Source organism: Pseudomonas schmalbachii (assembly GCF_017589465.1).
GTDB lineage: Bacteria > Pseudomonadota > Gammaproteobacteria > Pseudomonadales > Pseudomonadaceae > Pseudomonas > Pseudomonas schmalbachii.
In genome coordinates this window covers 841,804-862,513 of sequence record NZ_JAELYA010000001.1, presented here as the reverse complement: position 1 = coordinate 862,513, position 20,710 = coordinate 841,804, and the positions used below count along the sequence as shown (strand labels likewise).

The window sequence follows — 20,710 nt, the reverse complement described above, 5'->3', positions numbered from 1 at the left end:
ATGTCCGGATTTCAGGTGAGCGACGCCGCCTGTTGCAGGTTGAGCGAACGGGTTTCGGGGGCCAGCGCCCAGGCGACCAGCAGGCCGACGAGGGTCACGGCTGCCGCCGCATACATGGTCTGGGCGATGCCGAGGGTTTCCAGCGAGATGGGCACCAGGTAAGTGCCTACCGCGGCGCCGACCCGCGACAGCGATGTGCCGACGCCGACCGCGAACGCGCGGATCTCGGTGGGGAACAGTTCGTTGGGGTAGACCAGTTGGAGCACCTGGGCGCCGCCGATGAACAGGGCGTAGGCGCCGAACAGGAGCAGGATCAGGACTTCCGAACCGCTGTTGAACGCGCCCAGTCCGAGCAGCGCCAGGCCGGACCAGAGGAAGCTCTGGATCAGCATGCTGCGGCGGCCGATGGAGTTGATCAGGCGGGTGGCGATGATGCAGCCCACCACGAAGAGCAGGGTGATCGCTACCGATCCGAACGAGGCCCAGTCGCCTTTCAGGTTGAGCGCCTGCAGTACCTTCGGTGCGAAGGCATAGACCGCGAACACCGGAATGATCGAGCAGGTCCAGAACACGCTGACGAACAGCATGCGTTTGCCGTAGCCGGAGTGCAGGAGATTCCACACGGAGAGCTTTTTGGCTTCCGCCTGTTCGGGCAGGTTCTTCAGGGAGAAGTCGGGTCCGTACACCTGCCTGATGATGCTTTCGGCCTCGGCCGCGCGGCCCTTGCTCAACAGCCAGCGGGGCGATTCCGGCGTGCCCATGCGCACGGCGAACAGGATCGCGCCGATCACGGCTGGGCTGGCCAGCACCAGGCGCCAGGCGTCATCGCCGCCTGCGCTCAGGATGAAGTTGCCAGCGACATAGGCGAGCGCCGCGCCGGCGAACCAGAGGATGGTCAGGGTGGCCAGTCGCGGTCCGCGATATTTCCGCGGCAGGAACTCCACGAGCAGGGAGGTGGCCACCGGATACTCGATGCCGACGGCCATGCCGATCAGGAAGCGCAGCAGGAACAGCGCCATGGCCGATTCGACCCAGAACTGCGCCAGCGAACCGAGGATGAAGATGGTCGGGCCAACGAAGAAGACGTTCTTGCGGCCCAGCCTGTCGGTCAGCCAGCCGCCAAGGAAACCGCCGCAGAAGATGCCGATCAGCGCCGAGGCGGCGATGAGGCCCTGCCAGAAGTCGCTGAGGTTCAGGCCCGAGGTCAGTTGCAGCATGGCAACGCCGATGATGCTCAGGACATATCCATCGACGAACGAGCCGCCGCCGGAACGTATGGTCAACAACTTGTGGAAGTTGTTGAGAGGTACATCTTCGACCGATCTGGAAATTGTCATTGTTTTCTTCCGACTCTAATAGTATTCGCATTATCCGGACCTGTTCCTGAAGACACCTCCAGCTTCAGAATGCGCAAGTTGTCCGAATTCAAGTTGCACAAAAATTTCAGCGTTCTTTGCCGGCCCGATATTGGCCCCAACTAAGATTCAGGTTCACACCCACCGAAAGAAGCGGCTCCGGAGGATTAACATTCGGGCCTGGAGCCCCCAGCAGGAAGTCGATAAGTTCGCTCCGCTTGCCAGCCAGCCAGTCGGCCAGCAACTTGCCGGTGACGGTGCCTCTGGTTACACCAAGTCCATTGCAGCAAAGGGCGCCATAAACATTCGGCGCCAGTTGGCCGAAGTGCCCCATGTGATTTCTCGACAGGGCCAGTGCGCCGCCCCAGGTATATTCGAACTCGACATCCGGCAACATCGGGAATCGACGTTCGAAAGAGTCCCGATGCCGGTTGACGAAGCGCTCGATGTATTTGCTGTTGCTGCGGCCGTCCGGGTTGAAGCTGAAACTGTTGCGGATCAGCAGGCGGTTGTCCGGAGTGCGGCGTACCGTCGTGCCGAACGGGTCGGCAGGGATCACGCCCCAGAACGGTTTGCCACCCAGGCGAGCCTGCTCGTCGCTGCTGAGCGGGCGGGTGATGCTGGCGTAGGTGAAGACCGGCAGCATCCTGCCCTTGAGGAACCCGAAGCTCATGCCGAAGGCGTTATTGGTGAGGACCAGCTTGTCGGTGGTGATACTGCCGTAGGCGTGGGTGAGCACGGTCTTGTCGCCGTACTCCACCTCGGTGATCGGCGTGTTTTCGTAAAGGGTGACGTTGTCCGGAAGGCTGTCCGCCAGGCCTTTGACCAGCGCGGACGGCTGGATGAGTATCGTCCCCGGCGTGAACAGCGCCTTGCGGTAGAAGTGCGTGCCGATGTGCGCGGGAAGCTCGTCGGCCTCGATCATCTGGTATTCCTGGCCAAGCTTGTCCAGGCCGCGCCGATAGGCATCCAGTACGGCGATGCCACGATCTTCGATGGCAGCCTGGTATTTGCCGCAGGCTTTCATCTGGCAATCGATATCGTGCTGCTGCACCAGATCCTTGAGCAATGACTGGCCGGTAAGATTCAACTTGAGACTGATCTTCGCCGTCTCGATATCGCCGATATAATCATCGGCGCCAATATCGTGGGGCAGGTCTATTGCAAAACCGGCGTTTCGTCCGGAAGTACCGAACCCGACTTCCTGCGCTTCGACAAGAATGATTTCTTCATTGGGGAAGTTGAGCGCCAATTGCCGGGCGGCGGCGAGACCGGTAAAGCCGGCACCTACTACAACCCAGCGGGCCGAACTCTTGCCAAAATGGCTGGGTCTTGGCTGACGGGGTTTGCTCAGATGGTACCAACCACAACTTTTGTCATCGGCAGGTAAGGATGTGATTTTTGTCATTTTCGAGGCCTGTTCTTATATCAGCTTGCGCCCGGACGATGGCGGCGGCCGCCTCGGGATCGGCTTGCAGATCCCGTTACATTAGGCTCGAAGATTAACGACCCCCTCCTGCCGGCAAAAGCAACATTTAGGGAAGGCAATCAATGATGTGGAGTTATGAGAGCGGGGAGGGATTGGAGGAGGCATAAAAAAACCTGCATGAAAGCAGGTTGGGAAAAATAAAAATATTAAAGGCTAACAGGAATTAAAAGTCCGGCTAAATAACATAATCTGCCGGGTAACGATAACTTCCGGTCATCAGAGTTGCGCGAGCACCCAGTCGCGCAGGCGGCAGCAGGCTTCGTCATCCTCCTTGTCTTCATTGAATGTCAGGTAGTGCAGGGTGTCCTTGAGCACCAGTTCCTGTTCGACCGGCCGCACCAGCTGCCCCTCGGCGACCAGGTGCCCCACCAGGTGATCCCAGCCCAGGGAGACGCCCTGGTGGTTCAGGACCATCTGCACCAGCAGGATGTAGTCGTTGGCATTGAAGAAGTGCGGGCCATTGGCCGGGCGTGCATCGAGGTCGATGTCGTGCAATGCCAGCCAGACCTTCCAGTCGATATGCTCGGCGACCTGCGAGCGGCCGTAGGGGCTGAGGTTCAGCAGCACGGTGTCGCGCAGGCCCTCCAGGGTGCGTATTTCCGGGTGCTGCTCAAGGTACTTCGGCGTGCAGACCGGATAGATCACGTCATGCATCAGCGGATAGCTGCGATACCCCTCGCGGACCTTGGCCATCTTGGTGATGAAGATGTCGGGGCGCACGCCGGGCTCCATGGACAGGAAATTCTGCGTGGTGATCAGGTTGAGGTCGACGTCCGGGTTGGCGCTGAAGAAGCTCGGCAGCCGGGGCGCGAGCCAGTGCGCCGAGAAGGCCGGGGAGCAGCAGAGGGTGAGCACGCGCCTGGAGGTGGTCTTCTTGCGAATCCGGTCGGCGGCCTGGGAGATGTTGACGAAGGACAGCTGCACCGCATCGAAGAAGATCGAGCCCGCCGTCGTCAGTTCCACGGCGCGTCCCACGCGCTTGAACAGCTCGTCGCCCAGATAGATTTCCAGCTCGCGGATCTGCCGGCTGATCGCCGCCTGGGTCACGCACAGGGCTTCGGCCGCCCGTGTGAAGTTCTGGTACTTGGCGGCCGCGACAAAGGCCTTCACGGCGCGCAGCGGCGGCATCTTGACCAGGGTCTGATCAGGTTCGGTGTGCTTAACCATAACTAGATGTAATCAAGATCCTGAATAAAAAGTCGGTTCTGCCGGCTGACGACCTCGCCCTAGACTGCGGACTGCTGCAATCGCTGCGGGGCGGCTTCGCTGCTCGTCCTGAGGTTATCCGAAAGGGCATTCCTACAGAAAGCCCCAACGCTGAAACGGCAACCGGATGACCTCACCGTTCCATCTTTCGCTGCTTCAGCCAGCACCGACAACTTCCTGCGCCTCTTCGGAGAAAACAACAATGGACAAGAAGAACGCCGTACTAGCCCTGATCCGCCAGCGCAAGGAGCGCCACGCCCTTCCTCGCGCGCTTTACAGCGACGCCGATGCCTATCGCCAGGATCTGGAGCAGATCTGGCACAAGGAATGGATCTTCGCCGGCCATACCTTCGAACTGGAAAAGCCGGGCCAGTACCTGACCCTGCAGATCGGGGACTATCCGGTTGCGGTGGTCCGGGGTGGCGATGGGCAGGTGCGGGCGTTCCACAATGCCTGCCGTCACCGGGGCTCCAAGGTGTGCAGCGAGAGCAGCGGCAAGGTGGCGAAACTCGTTTGCCCCTACCACAAATGGGTTTTCGATCTGGATGGCAAGCTGCTGTTCGCCGGCAACATGGGCCCCGATTTCAACGTTGCCGACTACGGCCTCAAGCCGGCCCATTGCGAAGTGGTGAACACCTACATCTTCGTCTGCGTCGCCGAGAAGGCGCCGGATTTCGAGCGTTTCCGCAGTGCCGTTTCCCCTTTCATCACTCCCCACAACCTGGAGGATTGCAAGGTGGCGTTCGAGTCCAACCTGATCGAGCGCGGCAACTGGAAGCTGGTCTTCGAGAACAACCGCGAGTGCTACCACTGCGAGGGCACCCATCCGGAGCTGCTCAACTCGTTCGTCGAGAACCTCTCGGTAGCCGGGGTAGGGGGCGAGGAAGATCCCGAGCTGGCGGCGCACTGGGATCGCTGCGAAGCCGCCGGCCTGCCCAGCCGCCTGGTGATGGACGAAGGCGGACAGTTCCGCATGACGCGCATCCCGCTGTCGGCCGGCGCCGTCAGCTACACCATGGACGGCAAGGCCGCGGTGTCCAGGCGCCTCGACCGCAGCGGCGAGGAGAACATCGGCGCGCTGCTGTACTTCAACTATCCGTCCACCTGGAACCACTTCCTTGGCGACCACGCCCTGAGTTTCCGTGTGCTGCCGCAAGGGCCCAACGAGACGCTGGTGACCACCAAATGGCTGGTGCCGAAGGATGCCCAGGAAGGCATCGACTACGACCTCGACCGTCTGACGCGGGTCTGGGTCGCGACGAATGACCAGGATCGGCGTCTGGTCGAGGGCGCTCAGGCGGGCGTCAGCTCCCCGGCCTATGAGCCCGGACCTTACTCCTCGATAGCGGAGAACGGGGTCTGCCAGTTCGTCGACTGGTACTGCTCGACCATGGCGGATCGGCTGGCCGACTGAGCCTCGCTCGCCTTCAATCCGGCCCCGTTTCACTCGCCTGTGAAACGGGGCCTTTTTCTGTCCGACAGGCCCAGGATTCGGTAATGCACACACATTCGCTTTCTCGCCGGAACGGCCATGCCATGGGCTTCTGCCTGGTACTGCTGGCTGCCTTCTGCTACGGCCTGCAGCCGTTCTTCGCCCGGTTCGCCTACGCCGGTGGCGCGGACCCGGTGGGGCTCCTTCTGGCACGCTTTTCTATCGCCGCCGGGATATTGCTGGTCTGGCTGCGCTGGCGCGGAATACCGCTGCCGTCCGGCCGTCTGGCGCGGCAGAACCTGCTGCTCGGAGTCGGCTATGGGCTGGCGGCGCTGGGGTATTACAGCGCGGCGCGCTCCACCTCGGTCAGCCTGGCGATCACGCTGGTGTACACCTTTCCGGCGTTCGTCACGGCGCTATCCATAACCTGCCTGGGGGAGCGAACCAGCGCCCTCAAGCTGGCCAGCCTGGCACTGGCGGTGGGCGGGGTGGTGATCGCCACGGGCCTCGACCTGTCCGGCGCATCGCTGGGTGCGCTATGGGCGCTGTTCGCCGCGGTGTGCTACGGCAGCTCGATCATCTATGGCACCCACCGGATCGTCCATGAGAACCCGTTGGCCTCGGCGGCCATGCTGTTGCTGGGCTGCGCACTGACCTTCACCGTCGCCGCTGTCGTGCAGGGCGCGTCCCTGCCGGCGACGGCCCCGGCCTGGTGGGGGACGGCCGGGCTGGCGCTGTTCGCCACGCTGGTGCCGGTCGCGGCATTCCTGGCGGGATCGCCCCGGATCGGTCCCTCCGCCGCCGCCACCCTCTCGACGCTGGAGCCGATGGTGGCCGTGAGCATCGCCGTGCTGTTCATGGGGGAGCACGTTACGTCCGCCATGCTCGGCGGCGGAGCGATGGTTCTGCTCGCGGCGATTTTCCTTGCCCATCAGGGAGCGGCGGATCGCGAGTGCGCTCCCGTGCCAGGGGAGGCCACTCGCGACTCATAACATGAGGTTATGGTTAAGGGCGAACAAATGTCGTTGGACGCTGTGGTCGTCAAATCCTAACTTGGAGCTGCAACGCGACACCCATCAACCGATGTCGCCTTCAGGGAGCAGGATTTTCTGCGTGCCGGTTTCCAGTTGGAAACCAATGGATGTCCGGTTATCTGATGCACCGATAACGGGAAGGCGCAAAGCTGACTGATTGGTTAATAAGCATAATAAAAGAGGGTTGTATGAATCAGGCCGACGAGATTCTTTCGGTGAAGAACATCTTCAAGGTGTTCGGGCCCCGTCCCGAACTTGCGATGGAGATGTTGCGCAAGGGCGCCGACAAGAACGAGATCTTCAGCAAGACCGGACATGTCGTGGGTGTGTTCGACGCCAGTTTCTCAGTCAAGCGTGGCGAGATCTTCGTCATCATGGGACTGTCGGGCTCGGGCAAGTCGACCATGGTGCGACTGTTCAACCGCCTGATCGAACCCACTTCCGGCAGCATCCACCTGAACGGCCGCGAGATCACCGGGCTGTCGGACAAGGACCTGCTGGACGTCCGGCGCAAGGAAATGGGCATGGTCTTCCAGTCCTTCGCGCTGATGCCGCACATGAGCGTGCTGGAGAACACCGCGTTCGGCCTGGAAATCTCCGGCGTGAGCGAGCGCGAGCGGAATGCCCGTGCCAGCGAGGCGCTGCGCCAGGTCGGCCTGGCCGGACACGAGTACAGCTATCCGCACCAGCTCTCCGGCGGCATGCAGCAGCGCGTCGGCCTGGCCCGCGCGCTGGCCAACGATCCGGCGATCCTGCTGATGGACGAGGCGTTCTCCGCCCTCGATCCGCTGATCCGCAGCGAAATGCAGGGCGAGCTGATCCGCCTGCAGGCCGAGCAGCAGCGCACCATCATCTTCATCTCCCACGATATCGAGGAAGCCATCCGCATCGGCCATCGCATCGCGATCATGGAAGGCGGCCGGGTGGTGCAGATCGGCACCCCGCAGGAGCTGCTGAACCAGCCCGCCAACGAGTACGTCGAGACCTTCTTCAAGGGCTTCGACAGTTCCCGCGTACTCAAGGCCGGCGACGTCGCCAGGTTCGATCCGGAGATGGTGTGCCGGGTGAACGGCAAGACGCCGCATTTCAAGGCCGGCATGCCATACGGCTACCTGATCGACGAACGCGGCCAACTGCTGGGCGTGGTGGGCGCCGACGAAGCCGGCAGCGCCCTGAACGGGTCGCCGGACGAGGCACTCAGCCTGCACAGGCAGCATCCCGTGTACACCGACACGCCCTTGCACGACGTGCTCGATATCGTCGCGACGCTGCCTTATCCCGTGCCTGTCCTGGACCACAGCGGTGCTCTGAAGGGCACCATTTCCAAGAACCAGCTGTTGCACACCCTGAGCCGCCATTGAGCGCGCTCCCTCGATCACGCAACAACTGCAACTTCGGAGAATAGGTAGCCAGCATGTCTGAATTCAGTCTTCTCGATCCTTTCCAAAGCGCGAACATTCCCCTCGGCGAGTGGGTGGAAGTCGTCCTGAATTATCTGGTGCAGAACTTCCGCGATGTGTTCCGCGCCATCCGCTGGCCGATCGACCAGGTACTCAACGGCATCGAATACACCCTGCAGAGCATCCCGCCGACCATCGGCATCCTGCTTTCCGGCCTGCTTGGCTGGCAGGTCGGCGGCCAGCGTATCGGCTGGTTGTGCGTGGTGACCCTGACCCTGCTCGGCCTGATCGGCGTCTGGTCCGAATCCATGACCACCCTGGCGCTGGTGCTGACCTCGGTGTTCTTCTGCGCCCTGATCGGCATCCCGCTGGGCATCCTCTCGGCCCGCAGCGACCGGCTGGAAAGACTCGTCCGGCCGGTACTCGATGCCATGCAGACGCTCCCGGCCTTCGTCTACCTGGTTCCGGTGGTGATGCTCTTCGGTATCGGCAACGTGCCGGGCGTCCTCGTGACCATCGTCTTCGCCGTGCCGCCGCTGGTGCGCCTGACCAACCTGGGCATCCGCCAGGTGCCCGAAGACAAGATCGAAGCGGCGCGCGCCTTCGGCTGCACGCCCCGGCAGATGCTGATGCGCGTACAACTGCCGCTCGCCACGCCGACCATCATGGCCGGCGTGAACCAGACCCTGATGCTCTCGCTGTCGATGGTGGTGATCGCCTCGATGATCTCCGTCGGCGGCCTCGGGCAAATGGTCCTGCGCGGTATCGGCCGCCTGGACATGGGCCTGGCCACAGTGGGCGGGGTAGGGCTGGTGTTGCTGGCGATCTTCCTCGACCGCCTGACCCAGGCGATGGGCGAGCGCACCAACTCGGACCCGAGCCTGCGCTGGTATCACAGCGGCCCGGTCGGCCTGGTGCTGCGGCTGGTGGGCAACCAGCCGGTGCGCGGCAAGGCGGCGTGAGTCTTTTTTCAGCGAATCCCTACAGGTCCGCCGGACCACAGTAAAACAACAAGAGGTACGCGACGATGTTCTTCGACTTCACCAGAAAATTTGTTCAATGCGCCTCCGCGCTCTCCCTGAGCCTGGTGTCGCTGTATGGGATGGCGGCCTCGGCGGACAAGCCGGGGGAGGGTGTTTCGGTCTCGCCGATCTTCCCGCCGATTGCCGAGGAGCGCTTCCGTGGCGAGGTCGCCATGGCGGGTCTGCGCGAGCTGGGCTATGACGTCCAGGAGCCCAAGGAAACCGAGTACGCGGCGATGATGGTCGCGCTGTCCTACGGCGATGCCGACTTCACCGTGCACCTCTGGGACAAGCTGCACGACACCTTCTACCAGAAGGTCGGCGGCGACAGGAACCTGGTCAAGGCTGGCGACGTGATCCCCGGCGTGCTGCAGGGCTATCTCATCGACAAGAAGACCGCCGAGGCCCACAACATCAAGTACCTGACCGACCTGAAGAAGCCGGAGATCGCCAAGCTGTTCGACATCAACGGCGACGGCAAGGCCGACCTGACCGGCTGCAACCCCGGCTGGGGCTGCGAACTGGTGATCGATCACCATCTCAAGGCCTATGGCCTGGAGAAGACCGTCACCCACAACCGCGGTTCGTACTTCGCCCTGATGGCGGACACCATCACCCGCTACAAGCAGGGCCAGCCGGTCCTCTATTTCACCTGGGTGCCGCAATGGATCGCCGGTGTGCTGGTTGAAGGCAAGGACGTCGTCTGGCTCGAAGTGCCCTATACCGACCTGCCGGATGGCAAGAACGACGTGAACACCACCTACGAGGGCAAGAACCTGGGCTTCGCCATCGACAAGGTGGAGGCGGTGCTGAACAAGGAGTTCGCCGAGAAGAACCCGGCCGCGCTCAAGTTCCTCTCGCTGGTGCAGATCAGCACCGACGACGAGAGCCAGCAGAACCTGAAGATGCAGAACGGCGAGAACAAACCCGCCGATATCCGCCGCCACGCGGACGAATGGGTCGCCGCGCATCGCCAGCAGTTCGACGCCTGGCTGCAGGCATCCCGGGCCGCTGCCGGCAATCAGGTCAGCCAGGCCAAGCAGTGAGTCCCTCGGGTGCCCGGCAGCGGGCGCCCGTTCTTCCTTCCTTCGAATTCCGTCTGTGGAGTCTCCACATGTCGCTCTATTCGTTCGTCCGCGATTTCCGTTTCCGCGATGCACCGACCCATACCCGCGAGCTGTTGCAGACCTGCCTGCCGGATATCCTCGGTGTGGCGGCCGGCGCGCGGGACAATCACACCAGCCAGGTCCTCAAGCGGTACGCGCTGAACCACTATCCGGCCGGGACGCTGTCCAGCCGCCTGCTGTTCGATGGCCGTCCGGTCCACCCGCTGGGGGCGGCCTGGGCGGGGGGCTTCAGCGTCGACAGCCTGGATGCCCACGAAGGGCACTTCACCTCGAAGGGACATGCCGGCGCGACGGTGGTGCCGGCCTTGCTGGCCCTGGTCGATGCCTGCCGCGAGCAGGGCCGGAGCATCAGCGGCGAGGAGTTTCTCAGCGCGCTGTGCATCGGCTACGAGACGGCTCTGCGGGCCGGCGCTGCGCTGATGGCGACAGCGCCCGAATACCATGCGTCCGGTTCGTTCTCCGGCATCGGCGTCGTCTGCGGCGGCGCACGTCTGCTGCGGATGAGCGAGGAGCAGTTCCGCCATGCCCTGGGCATCGCCGAATACTTCGGTCCGCGTTGCCCGATGATGCGCCTGGTCGATCACCCGTCCATGCTGCGCGACGCCCATGGCGCCGGGGCCTACGCCGGTCTCAACGCCTTGCTGCTGGCCGAGGCGGGTGTCACCGGAGCGCCGGCCGAGACGGTGGAGGACGCTGCCGTGGCCGCCCATTGGCGGGATCTTGGCGAGCGCTGGGAAATCGACGCCCAGTACTTCAAGCCCTGGCCCGTCTGTCGCTGGGCGCAACCGGCGCTCACGGCCATGACCGCGCTGATGGCCGAGCATCCGCAGATTCGCGGCGAGAACATCGAGCAGATCCAGGTGCAGACGTTCCACGAGTCCATGCGCCTGCAGGGCCACACTCCGGCGAATGCCGACGAGGCCCAGTACGCATTGGCCTTCCCGCTGGCTGCGCTGGTGGTGCGTGGCCAGGTCGGTCCTCTGGAAGTGACCGGGGAGGCGATACATGACGCCGATATCCTGGCTGTCAGCCAGCGGATCGAGATCATCGAAAGCGACGAACTCTCGGCGCGTTTCCCCCGGGAGATTCTTTCGAGGGTCCTGGTCCAGCTCAAGGATGGCCAGTCCTTCTCAAGTCCGATCACCGCAGCCAGGGGCGATCCCGAGACGGCCATGAGCCAGGCGGAATTCCGCGAAAAATTCGACCTGCTGGCGGCAATCAGCCTGGACGAGAAACAGCGGCGCGACATCGAACAGGAGATCGCGGCCCTGCCGGACCGCTCCAGCTGCGAGAAGCTGCTGGCGTTGCTGTTCGAGCCGGCCGCCTGAGCAGTTGCGAGTCGAACGATGAGAACAGCATTCGAAAGCGTCCTGAAATGCAAGAACCTGATGCATCTGGACAAGGCCAGCCGTGCCGGACTGACGACGCCAGTGCGCCGCGTGTCCTTCATACTGCGCGAGCATTTTTCGATGATGGCCTTTACCGGCGCGGTGGATGCCCTGGTGACGGCCAATCTCATGAGTTCGACGCCGGTGTTCGAAGTGCTGGTCGTCGGCGGAGAAAGCAACCTGGTGGTCAGCGACCTGGGTATCGCCATCTCCACCGACTGCAGCCTGGCCGAGCTGAACGAGAAGCAGCAGGACATCGTCGTGGTGTGCGGCGGCTTCCGCGTCCGCCTCGAAAGCGAGCCCTTGCTGAGAACCAGGCTGCGCCACGCCGACGCGGCTGGCGCGGTCCTCGGCGGCCTCTGGAACGGCGCCTACTTCCTTGCCGAGGCCGGGCTGCTGGATGGCCATGAATGCGCCTTCCATCCGGATGGCAGGGCGATGATGTCCGAGCTGTTCCCCAGGGTGAACGTGACCAGCCATTCCCATGTGCTCGACCGCAAGCGCATAAGCTGCGCCGGCGCGAACAGTTCGCTGGGCATGATGCTGGAAGTGGTGCGCCACAGCGCCGGCCAGGAACTGCTGGATGCGGTCGAGGAGATACTGGGTTGCGACAAGATGCGGGAGACGGTCGATATTTCGGTCGTGTCCATCGACCTCGACCCGACCCTTCCCCGCACCATCAAGCTCGCCCTGGAACTGATGCACAGCAATATCGAAGATCCCATCGACATAGGCGAGATCGCACGATATGCGCGCATTTCCCGGCGCCATCTGGAACGCCTGTTCCTGCGCTACGTAAAAGCCTCGCCGCCGCGCTACTACATGGAGCTGCGCCTCACCCATGCGCGGCAACTGCTGCAGCACACCAACAAGTCCCTGACGGAAATCGCCGTGGCGAGCGGCTTTACGACGCTTCCGCATTTCAGCCGCTGCTTCCGCGAGAAATTCGACGTGGCCCCGGGCCAGTTTCGCCTGCGTACACATTTCAGGGTTTGAAACGTCGCTCCGGGGAAGCTGCCTTGCGTTTCAGGATGGAATACTCTGGGTGCCTGAATCCAGAGGCCATGTATTCGATCACGCCAGTGATCGATGACGTGACGCGGCCTCTCAACGCCCTGGGGTGAAGAAATGAGAGCCTCCTTCGAGAGCGTTCTGAAGAGCAAGAACCTGGCACACCTGGACAAGGCCGGCCGCGCAGGGCTGACGCCCACCGTCAGGCGGGTGGCCTTCGTGCTGCGCGAGCACTTCTCGATGATGGCCTTCACCGGGGCGGTGGATGCGCTGGTGACGGCCAACCTCATGAGCTCGACGCCGCTGTTCGAAGTGCGGGTGGTCGGGGGCGACGACACCCTGGTGGTGAGCGACCTGGGCATCTCCATTTCCACCGACTGCACCCTGGCCGGGCTGGACGAGAAGCGCCAGGACATCATCGTGGTGTGCGGCGGCTTCCGCGTGCGCCTCGAAGGCGACGCCCAACTGCGGTCCAAACTGCGCTCGGCCGATGCGGCGGGGGCGGTTCTTGGCGGGCTGTGGAACGGCGCCTACTTCCTTGCCGAGGCCGGGCTGCTGGATGGCCATGAATGCGCCTTCCATCCGGACGGCAGGGCGATGATGTCCGAGCTGTTTCCCAAGGTCAGCGTGACCACCCATTCCCAGGTGCTCGACCGCAAGCGGATCAGCTGCGCCGGCGCGAACAGCTCCCTGGGCATGATGCTGGAGGTGGTGCGCCACAGCGCCGGCCAGGAGCTGGTGAGCGCGGTGGAGGAGGTGCTCAGCTGCGACAAGATGCGGGATGTCGTCGATGTGTCCGTCGTCTCCATCGACTTCGACCCGACCCTGCCGCAGACCATCAAGCTCGCCCTGGAACTGATGCACAGCAACATCGAAGACCCCATCGAGATCGACGAGATCGCCCGTTACGTCGGCATCTCCCGGCGGCACCTGGAGCGCCTGTTCCGCCGCTACGTGAAGGCCACGCCGCCGCGCTACTACCTGGAACTGCGCCTGACCCGCGCGCGCCAGTTGCTGCAGCAGACCAACAAGTCCCTGATCGAAATCTCCGTGGCAACCGGATTCGTGACCCTGCCGCACTTCACCCGCTGCTTCCGCGAACTCTTCGATATGGCCCCGGGACAGTTCCGCAAGCGCAATCACTTCAAGGTCTGAAGGCTTCCATCGTTCCCACGCCCACAACCGCCCTCACCAGCCGGGTAGGGTGGAAAACGGCGAAGCCTTTTCCACCATGCCGTGTCCAGGCTACATGATCAAGGCAGCTCCGGCTGAAACCCAAGGGGGGCTCGTTGCCCACGGATGGGGAGGCGGAAGGACTAGATCAACCCGCAAGCCTTGGCGGCAACGGCGGCCTGCGCCCGGCTGTCCACCTGAAGTTTGCTGAAGATGTGCTTCATGTGGCTCTTGATGGTTTCCGGGGTGACGCCGAGGAGCTTGGCCATCTCCTTGTTGGATTTGCCCTGGGCCACCAGCTCCAGCACATGCCGTTCCTTGCTGGTGAGGGTGATCATCATGCGCGAGGCATTCTGGCTGGCGGCGGCATCGGTCTCGCCGGATTGCAGGCTTTGCAGTCGGGACTTCAAGGCCTGGTTCAATCCGGAAACCTGCAGGGTATGCGAGACCAGTTGCTGCAGGGGTTGTCGGGCCGGCAGGTCCGCCAGTATCTGCGGTGCGTTGCAGTGTTCCATCAGTTCGGCGACTTCCAGCAGGTAGGCTACCGCCCGATCGGTGGAACGTCTTCGCCAGTGGGCCATGGCCAGGCTTCCGGCCAGGCGGAGCTGCATGAGCCGGAGGTTGAACTGCTGGGCCTGGTGGCGCAGGCGTTCGGCCTGTTCCAGGTCTGCCGAGCGGGACAGTCCGCAGGCTTCGCACCATAGCGCAGCGAGGCTGGCCAGGCAGGCGTACTCCGATATTTCAGCGGAAACCTCGGGCGCGTGGGCGAGGTTCAGCGCTTCGAGTTGAGCCGTGCAAGCATGGGCCTCGTGGGCCTTCTGCTCGATCAGGCTGACCCGCGTGCGTTCCAGCAGCAGCTGTGCCTGCATGCGCGGCCAGGCGCGTGTCTGCGCCAGACGGTCGCCGTCCTCGAGGAAGTAGCGCGCGCCCTGGGGGCTGGCGTGGCTGTTGCTGAGGCGGCTGATGGTGATGAACAGGGTCGCCGCGCAATCGAGGAAACCCGTGATCTTCACGGTGTCCAGGTTTTCCAGGCTCAGCCGTTCCGCTTCCGCGAAGTTGCCCTGCAGGTAGCGAACGCCGGCGAGGAAGCTGGCGGGCAGGGCGCGCAGTACCGGATGGCGCGCTCCTGCGCGATTGCTGTGCTGCGAAGCGGTGATCCGCATGGCCTCCTCGAAGATGGCCGCGGCCTGGGAGAAGCGCCCCTGCAGGGTCTCGCCCAGGCCCATCAGGCACAGGCGATAGACCTGGTTGAACTGGTAGCGGGTGGGGTCCAGCGGTGTGCTGGCCATGGGCGGCATGGTGTAGAACTCCTGCCAGCGACAGCTCAACAGGTGGCTGTAGCACAGGACATTGAGCAGGGTGTTGCTGATCCAGGGGCGGTCCTGCACATAGGGCAGGCATGCGCTGGCCAGTCGTCCGCCAGCTTCGCTCCGATCTTCCAGGGCCAGGAGCATGGCTTCCAGCGCGCGGCACTCCCATTCGAGGTGAGTTTTCTGCGCGTCGTCTTCGATACCTGGCAACGCTGTCCGGACCTCGCCCAGCAGACGCCGGGCATTGCCGCTGCTCATCGCCAGGCCGGCTGCCCAGGCCAGTGCCAGCTTCAGCTGCGCAGGGCTTTCCAGCAGGCGGTCGTGCAACTGACGTTCCCAGTCGAGCAGGATGATGATGTCGCCGCGCTCGACCATATCCATGGCGCAATGGGCAATCCAGTTGCGGGCGCTGTCGTTGTCGTCCGTCGCCAGTGCGGTACGCACGGCGTCCATCCATAACTGCTGCCCGGCGAACCAGCGGGCGGCCTTGTCCAGGGTGCCAGCCAGCTCCGTCGCGGGTAACCGGTGGCGGAGGTGCTCACGGAACAACGGGTGGAAGCTGAACCAGTGCGCCTGGTCATCCAGCGAAACCAGGAACAGCTGCCGGCGATCGAGGTCGCCGATCAGCGCCTGGCCGTTCGGCGTACCCGTGAGCTCTTCGGCCAGTCTGGCGCTGAACTTGTCGACCGCCGCCAGCTTCGACAATTGCTCGACCAACTCGCGGGGCAGGCGGTCGAGGAGCTCGTCGAGCAGGCCACTGATGCTGTTGGACAGGCGTGCGCTGCCGGCAGGGCGCTGGCGCAGGGTGAGCAGGCTGGCGCGAAGGGCGGCGATCCAGCCTTCGGTGGACTGGTGCAGCTCCATCAGCTCTGTCGGGTCGATCGCGGCCCCGCCGGAACGCAGCAGCAGGTCACGCGTTTCGTCCAGGTCGAAGCGCAATTGCGCGGCATCCACTTCAAGGCAGGCGTCGGCGTAGGCATGCGCGAAGAGTGCCGATGGCAGGTCGCTGCGTCCGCAGAACACCAGGTGCAGATTGTCCGGGGCGAAGCGCACCAGGTTCTCGAAGCCGGCGACCAGGGTAGCCGGCGGCACGCAGTGGTAGTCATCGATGAACAGGAAACACTGTTCGTCACGGCTCTCCAGGTCGTTTACCAGCATCGTGCTCAGGTGCTCTGCCGGAATCAGCGACAGGTCCTTCAGCAGGTGCCCACCCTGGGTGCCATCGAAGCCGCGCTGGATGGCTGCGGCGACATACAGCAGCAGGCGTTCGGGCGTGTCGTCCGCTTCATCCAGGTTGAGCCAGGCGACCCGGCCGCCACGCGCCAGCGCGGCTTCGGCCCAGGTGCTGGCGAGGGTGCTCTTGCCGAAGCCGGGCGGTGCCCTGAGTACGGTCAGGCTGGCCTCGGCAATACGCTCGATCAGTTGCTCCAGGCGCGGGCGAGGCAGGGTGCCGCGACCTCTGCGGGGGGGCAGGACCTTGGTGGAAAGCAGCGGAGAATGCATTCGTTATTGTTCTGTTCGAATCGCTGTGAGGGCATCCCCCATCGGGGGGGGTCAATACCTTTTCTTCCCCTGAATAGTATCCAAGGCGTCCCAGACGCGACAGCAGGTGGCTGTCGCGCGGCGAATCTACCTTGCGGGGAAAACAAGAATGACTGGCTATAACGCAAGAGTCGAGCTGGAGCCCACCGGCCTCGACGCCGACCTCAACGAAATCGAACAGGCGATGCAGCTGGGCGCGCGGCGTTTCGCCAGCAAGGTGCTGCGGCCGATCGGGCAGCAACTCGACCAGATGCAGCCGTCGGAAGTCATCGCTGCCGATTCGCCGCTGTGGCAGGTGTTCAGCGAGTTCGGCCAGCTCGGCATCACCCTCGACGACCTGATGGAACTGCCGGCAGCCGACCGCGCGCGCCTGAAATGCGTGATCTTCGAGGAGCTCGGTTACGGCGACGGTGGCCTGGCCGTGTTGCTGGGTGCGTCGATGGTGCCGAGCATCGTATTGCACAGCATGGGCCGCACCGATCTTCTGCAGCGCTATGCGGACAAGCCCATCGGCTGCTGGGGCATCACCGAACCGGACCACGGTTCGGACATGCTCGACAGCAGCGGCCATGCGCGCCATCCAGGCGCGGCCCACGGCCGGTTGAACTGCCACGCCCGCCTGCAGGGCGACCGCATCGTCATCAACGGCCAGAAATCGGCGTGGGTGTCCAACGGTCCCATCGCCCAGGTGTGCATCCTGTTCTGCGGCTTCGACGACGGCTCCGGCGAGGACAAGCGCTGCGTGGTGCTGGTGCCGCTGGACCTGCCGGGCGTCAGCCGTGGCGCACCGCTGGACAAGATGGGACAGCGTGCGTTGCCGCAGGGCGAGCTGTTCTTCGACAACGTCAGCCTGCCGCTGGATCACCTGGTGGCCGGTCCGGAGGATTACGTCCGCGCCGAACAGGGTGTGCTGACCGAAGCCAACGCGCTGATGGGGGTCATGTGGACCGGTGCGGCGCGCGCCGCCTACGAGCACGCCTACGAATACGCGCACCAGCGCAAGCAGGGCGGCGTGCCGATCATCCAGCACCAGAACGTGCGCCATCGCCTGTTCCACATGTTCGCCCGCGTCGAGGCCGCCCGCGCCCTGGCGCGTCGCGCGATGCTGTTCAACGAAGTGGCGCCGCAACCGGCCCTGCAGGGCTCCATCGCCTCGAAGATCACCGCCACCCAGACCTCCTTCGATGTCGCGTCGCAGGCCGTCCAGATGTTCGGCGGCAATGGCGTCACCCGTGAGTACCCGGTGGAGAAACTGCTGCGCGATGCACGCTCCTCGATGATCGAGGACGGTTGCAACGAAATGCTCGCCATCAAGGGCGGCACCCTGATTTCGCGGATCTGAGGCTGGTCATGAGGATGAATGCATTCATCGCCGGAGTGGGCATGGTGCCCTTCGGCAAACACCTGGACAAAACCCTGAAGAGCCTCGCCGGGCAGGCGATCCAGCTGGCACTCAACGATGCCGGGCTGGACAAGGCCCATTTGCAGGCGGCCTGGATGGGCAATGCCGCGGCGGGTGTGGTCACCGGCCAGGAAATGATTCGCGGCGAAGTGGTCCTGCGCGGCATGGGCATCGGCCGGATTCCGGTGGTGAACGTGGAAAACGCCTGTGCGTCGTCCTCCACCGCCTTCCAGCAGGCCTGCGCCATGGTCAGCGCCGGCTACTACGACATCGTGCTGGTGTGCGGTTACGAAAAGCTCTTCCACGAGGACAAGGCCCGCAGCCTGGGGGCCTTCTCCAGTGCGGTGGATGTGGAGGACCCGGACGGCGCGGTGAACGTGGTGAAGAAGCTGGCCGAGGCGGCTGGCGAGCCCTTCGATGCCGAAGGGGCGGGCAGCACCCGCTCGGTGTTCATGGACATCTACGCCATGATGGCGAAGAAGCACATGAAGCAGTACGGCTCCACCGCGCGCCACTTCGCCATGGTGGCGGCGAAGAACTCGCGCCACGGCGCCCTCAATTCGCGAGCCCAGTTCCGCGAGGAAATGAGCGTGGAACAGGTGCTGGCCGCCCGCTCCATCATCGACCCGCTGACCCTGCCCATGTGTTCGCCCATCGGCGACGGCGCGGCGGCAGTTGTACTGGTCAGCGAGCGCAAGGCCCGCCAGCTCGGCCTGCGCAATCCGGTCCGGGTCGCAGCCTCGGCGCTGGTCTCCGGCTGGGACTTCGAGAGGGCGGACGACAGCGTCGGCGCGCTCGCCGCGAACCAGGCCTACGAGGCGGCGGGACTGGGGCCGCAGGATCTCTCCTGCGTGGAGCTCCACGACGCCTCGGCGCCGTCGGAACTGATGGCCTACGAATACCTGGGCCTCTGCCCACGCGGCGCCGGCGCCGAGCTGCTGGAGTCCGGCGCCACCTCCCTGGGCGGACGCATCCCGGTGAACACTTCCGGCGGCCTGCTGCGCAAGGGACACCCGGTGGGAGCCAGCGGCTGCGCCCAGATCGTGGAACTGACCGAGCAATTGCAGGGCCGTGCCGGCGCTCGCCAGGTCGATGGCGCGCGGGTCGGCCTGGCGCACAACGGTGGCGGCGCCATCGGTCTGGACGCGGCGGCCACCGTGGTCAGCCTGCTGGTACGGGAGGAATTGAAGTGACTGTTTATAGCGACCTCAATTTCGCCGGCCTGATCGGCAACCGCGTGCAGCGCATGCCGGACCTGGATGTGCTGACCGTCGAGAACGGCGCCGACGCACCGCTGCAGACCCGCACCTATCGGCAGCTCTGGGAGAACGGCCATGCGCTGGCCTGGGGCCTCACCCGTCTCGGATTGCAGCCGGGCGACAGCTTCGCCCTGCTGATGGCCAATCATGCCGAGTTCGTCGACGCCATGCTGGCGGCCGCCATCACCGGCACCGTCTTCGTGCCGATCGACCCGCGCGCCCGTGGCGAGAAACTCGCCTTCTTTCTCAACAACGCCAGGTGCCGGGCGGTAATCGCCGCCGATTACGCACTGGCCAACCTCTGCGCGGTACGCGAGCAGTTGCCGCTGCTGCCGGCCATCGCCGTGCTGTCCACCGGCGAGGTGGAGCAGGTGCTGCCGGCGGATTCGGGTCTGCTGCATTACGAAGACCTGCTGGTGAGCGGGGCGGCGGAGCATCCGCTGAACCTGCCGTCCGATGAAGCACCCATGCAGCTGATCTTCACCTCGGGCACCACCGGCGATCCCAAGGGCATCGTCATGACCCACAGGCGCTATTGCGAAACGGCGCTGATCACCGACCGGGTCTTCGGCTATGGCAATGACGACCGTCCGTACTCGGGGCTGTCGCTGACCCATGCCAACGCCCAGCTGGTGACGCTCGGCGCGTCCCTGGCGCTGGGCCTGCGCTGCGTCCTGTCGCAGCGTTTCAGCAAGTCGCGCCTGTGGGATATCTGCCGCCGCTTCGGCTGCACCAGCTTCACCCTGCTCGGCGGCATGACCACGGCCATCTACGCCGAGCCGCGTCGTCCGGACGATGCCGACAACCCGGTGCGCTTCGTGGTATCGGCAGGCATGCCCAAGGCGATCTGGGAGAACTTCGCGGAGCGCTTCGGCGTGCAGATCCTGGAGTTCTACGGCGCGGCGGAAGGTGGGCTGACCATCAATCCGGTCGGCATCGGTCCGGTCGGCAGCATCGGCAAGCCGGTGCCCAATCTGCGCCACCGCATCGTCGATGAAGCCGGCAACGACTGCGCGCCGGGCGAGCCGGGCGAACTGCTGTTCCAGCCCATCGACGGCACGCCGTTCAAGGTCGAGTACTTCGGCAACCCGGATGCCTCGGCGAAGAAGTGCGCCAACGGCTGGCTGCACATGGGCGATGTGGTGGTCGCCGACGCCGCTGGCTGGCTGTACTTCCAGTACCGCAAGGGCAGCGGAATCCGCCGCAACGGCGACTTCATCAACGGCGCCTTCATCGAGAAGGCCATCGCCGAGTGCCCGGAAGTCGACGACGTCTACGTCTACGGCATTCCCTCCAGCAATGGCGTCCCCGGTGAGAAGGACGTGGTCGCGGCGGTGGTGCCCAAGCTGCGCGGCGAATTCGATCCGCAACTCATCTTCCGCATCTGCCGGGAAAGGCTCGAAGCCAACTTCGTGCCCAGCTACCTGCAGGTGCTGGAGCAGATACCCAAGACCGCTTCGGAAAAACCCCAGGAGCGCTTCCTGCTGGAAGCGCTGCAACAGGACCGCGCCAACGTGCACTGCGAAGCGCGTTGAGCCACTACGAACAACAAGAGGAAAA

15 protein-coding genes are annotated in these 20,710 nt (G+C 64.1%); 11 read left to right on the top strand and 4 right to left on the bottom strand.

Going from position 1 to position 20,710, the window contains the following annotated elements; genetic code table 11:
- Positions 1 to 11 precede the first annotated feature (11 nt).
- From JFY56_RS03770 to JFY56_RS03760, 3 genes are all read right to left on the bottom strand, one after another.
- Positions 12 to 1,337: an MFS transporter gene (locus JFY56_RS03770; protein ID WP_208312122.1), complete on the bottom strand. Its 1,326-nt coding sequence runs from the start codon at positions 1,335 to 1,337 to the stop codon at positions 12 to 14.
- 106 nt (positions 1,338 to 1,443) lie between these two features.
- Complete coding sequence (locus tag JFY56_RS03765; protein ID WP_208312121.1) at positions 1,444 to 2,763, bottom strand: NAD(P)/FAD-dependent oxidoreductase; 1,320 nt, start codon at positions 2,761 to 2,763, stop codon at positions 1,444 to 1,446.
- A gap of 297 nt (positions 2,764 to 3,060) precedes the next feature.
- Complete coding sequence (locus JFY56_RS03760; protein WP_208312120.1) at positions 3,061 to 4,011, bottom strand: LysR substrate-binding domain-containing protein; 951 nt, start codon at positions 4,009 to 4,011, stop codon at positions 3,061 to 3,063.
- Between the two features lie 241 nt (positions 4,012 to 4,252).
- Here JFY56_RS03760 and JFY56_RS03755 point away from each other — a divergent pair, with 241 nt between their 5' ends.
- The 8 genes from JFY56_RS03755 (at position 4,253) to JFY56_RS03720 (ending at position 13,619) form a co-directional block, all read left to right on the top strand.
- On the top strand, positions 4,253 to 5,464 hold the full coding sequence (locus tag JFY56_RS03755; protein WP_208312119.1) for an aromatic ring-hydroxylating oxygenase subunit alpha: 1,212 nt from the start codon (positions 4,253 to 4,255) through the stop codon (positions 5,462 to 5,464).
- An 83-nt stretch (positions 5,465 to 5,547) separates the two neighbouring features.
- The gene (locus tag JFY56_RS03750; RefSeq protein ID WP_208312118.1) at positions 5,548 to 6,474 is read left to right on the top strand and encodes a DMT family transporter; all 927 of its coding nucleotides are present in this window, start codon (positions 5,548 to 5,550) and stop codon (positions 6,472 to 6,474) included.
- Positions 6,475 to 6,704: 230 nt separating this feature from the next.
- Positions 6,705 to 7,877, top strand: coding sequence for a glycine betaine/L-proline ABC transporter ATP-binding protein ProV (gene proV, locus JFY56_RS03745; protein WP_208312117.1), 1,173 nt, complete (start codon positions 6,705 to 6,707; stop codon positions 7,875 to 7,877).
- 53 nt (positions 7,878 to 7,930) lie between these two features.
- A complete protein-coding gene (gene proW / locus JFY56_RS03740) occupies positions 7,931 to 8,878 on the top strand; it encodes a glycine betaine/L-proline ABC transporter permease ProW (RefSeq protein WP_208312116.1) in 948 nt (315 codons plus the stop codon).
- 65 nt (positions 8,879 to 8,943) lie between these two features.
- A complete protein-coding gene (gene proX / locus JFY56_RS03735) occupies positions 8,944 to 9,984 on the top strand; it encodes a glycine betaine/L-proline ABC transporter substrate-binding protein ProX (RefSeq protein ID WP_208312115.1) in 1,041 nt (346 codons plus the stop codon).
- A 68-nt stretch (positions 9,985 to 10,052) separates the two neighbouring features.
- The gene (locus JFY56_RS03730; RefSeq protein ID WP_208312114.1) at positions 10,053 to 11,393 is read left to right on the top strand and encodes an MmgE/PrpD family protein; all 1,341 of its coding nucleotides are present in this window, start codon (positions 10,053 to 10,055) and stop codon (positions 11,391 to 11,393) included.
- 18 nt (positions 11,394 to 11,411) lie between these two features.
- On the top strand, positions 11,412 to 12,449 hold the full coding sequence (locus JFY56_RS03725) for a GlxA family transcriptional regulator (protein WP_208312113.1): 1,038 nt from the start codon (positions 11,412 to 11,414) through the stop codon (positions 12,447 to 12,449).
- Between the two features lie 132 nt (positions 12,450 to 12,581).
- Positions 12,582 to 13,619, top strand: a complete 1,038-nt coding sequence (locus JFY56_RS03720) for a GlxA family transcriptional regulator (protein ID WP_208312112.1) — start codon at positions 12,582 to 12,584, stop codon at positions 13,617 to 13,619.
- 161 nt (positions 13,620 to 13,780) lie between these two features.
- On the opposite strand, the gene JFY56_RS03715 is transcribed toward JFY56_RS03720, so the two are convergent.
- Positions 13,781 to 16,450, bottom strand: a complete 2,670-nt coding sequence (locus tag JFY56_RS03715) for a LuxR C-terminal-related transcriptional regulator (protein ID WP_208312111.1) — start codon at positions 16,448 to 16,450, stop codon at positions 13,781 to 13,783.
- A 148-nt stretch (positions 16,451 to 16,598) separates the two neighbouring features.
- On the opposite strand from JFY56_RS03715, the gene JFY56_RS03710 reads away from it, so the two are divergent.
- Genes JFY56_RS03710 through JFY56_RS03700 form a run of 3 tightly spaced genes read left to right on the top strand, consistent with a single transcriptional unit; the run spans position 16,599 to position 20,685 of the window.
- Positions 16,599 to 17,831 carry an acyl-CoA dehydrogenase family protein gene (locus tag JFY56_RS03710; protein ID WP_208312110.1) on the top strand — a complete coding sequence of 411 codons (1,233 nt, stop codon included), beginning with the start codon at positions 16,599 to 16,601 and terminating at the stop codon, positions 17,829 to 17,831.
- Positions 17,832 to 17,845: 14 nt separating this feature from the next.
- Positions 17,846 to 19,084, top strand: coding sequence for a thiolase family protein (locus tag JFY56_RS03705; RefSeq protein ID WP_236032414.1), 1,239 nt, complete (start codon positions 17,846 to 17,848; stop codon positions 19,082 to 19,084).
- Positions 19,081 to 20,685 (top strand): AMP-binding protein, encoded by a 1,605-nt coding sequence (locus JFY56_RS03700; protein WP_208312108.1) that lies wholly within the window; start codon positions 19,081 to 19,083, stop codon positions 20,683 to 20,685. The genes JFY56_RS03705 and JFY56_RS03700 overlap by 4 nt, the downstream gene beginning before the upstream one ends.
- The last annotated feature ends 25 nt before the right edge of the window (positions 20,686 to 20,710 follow it).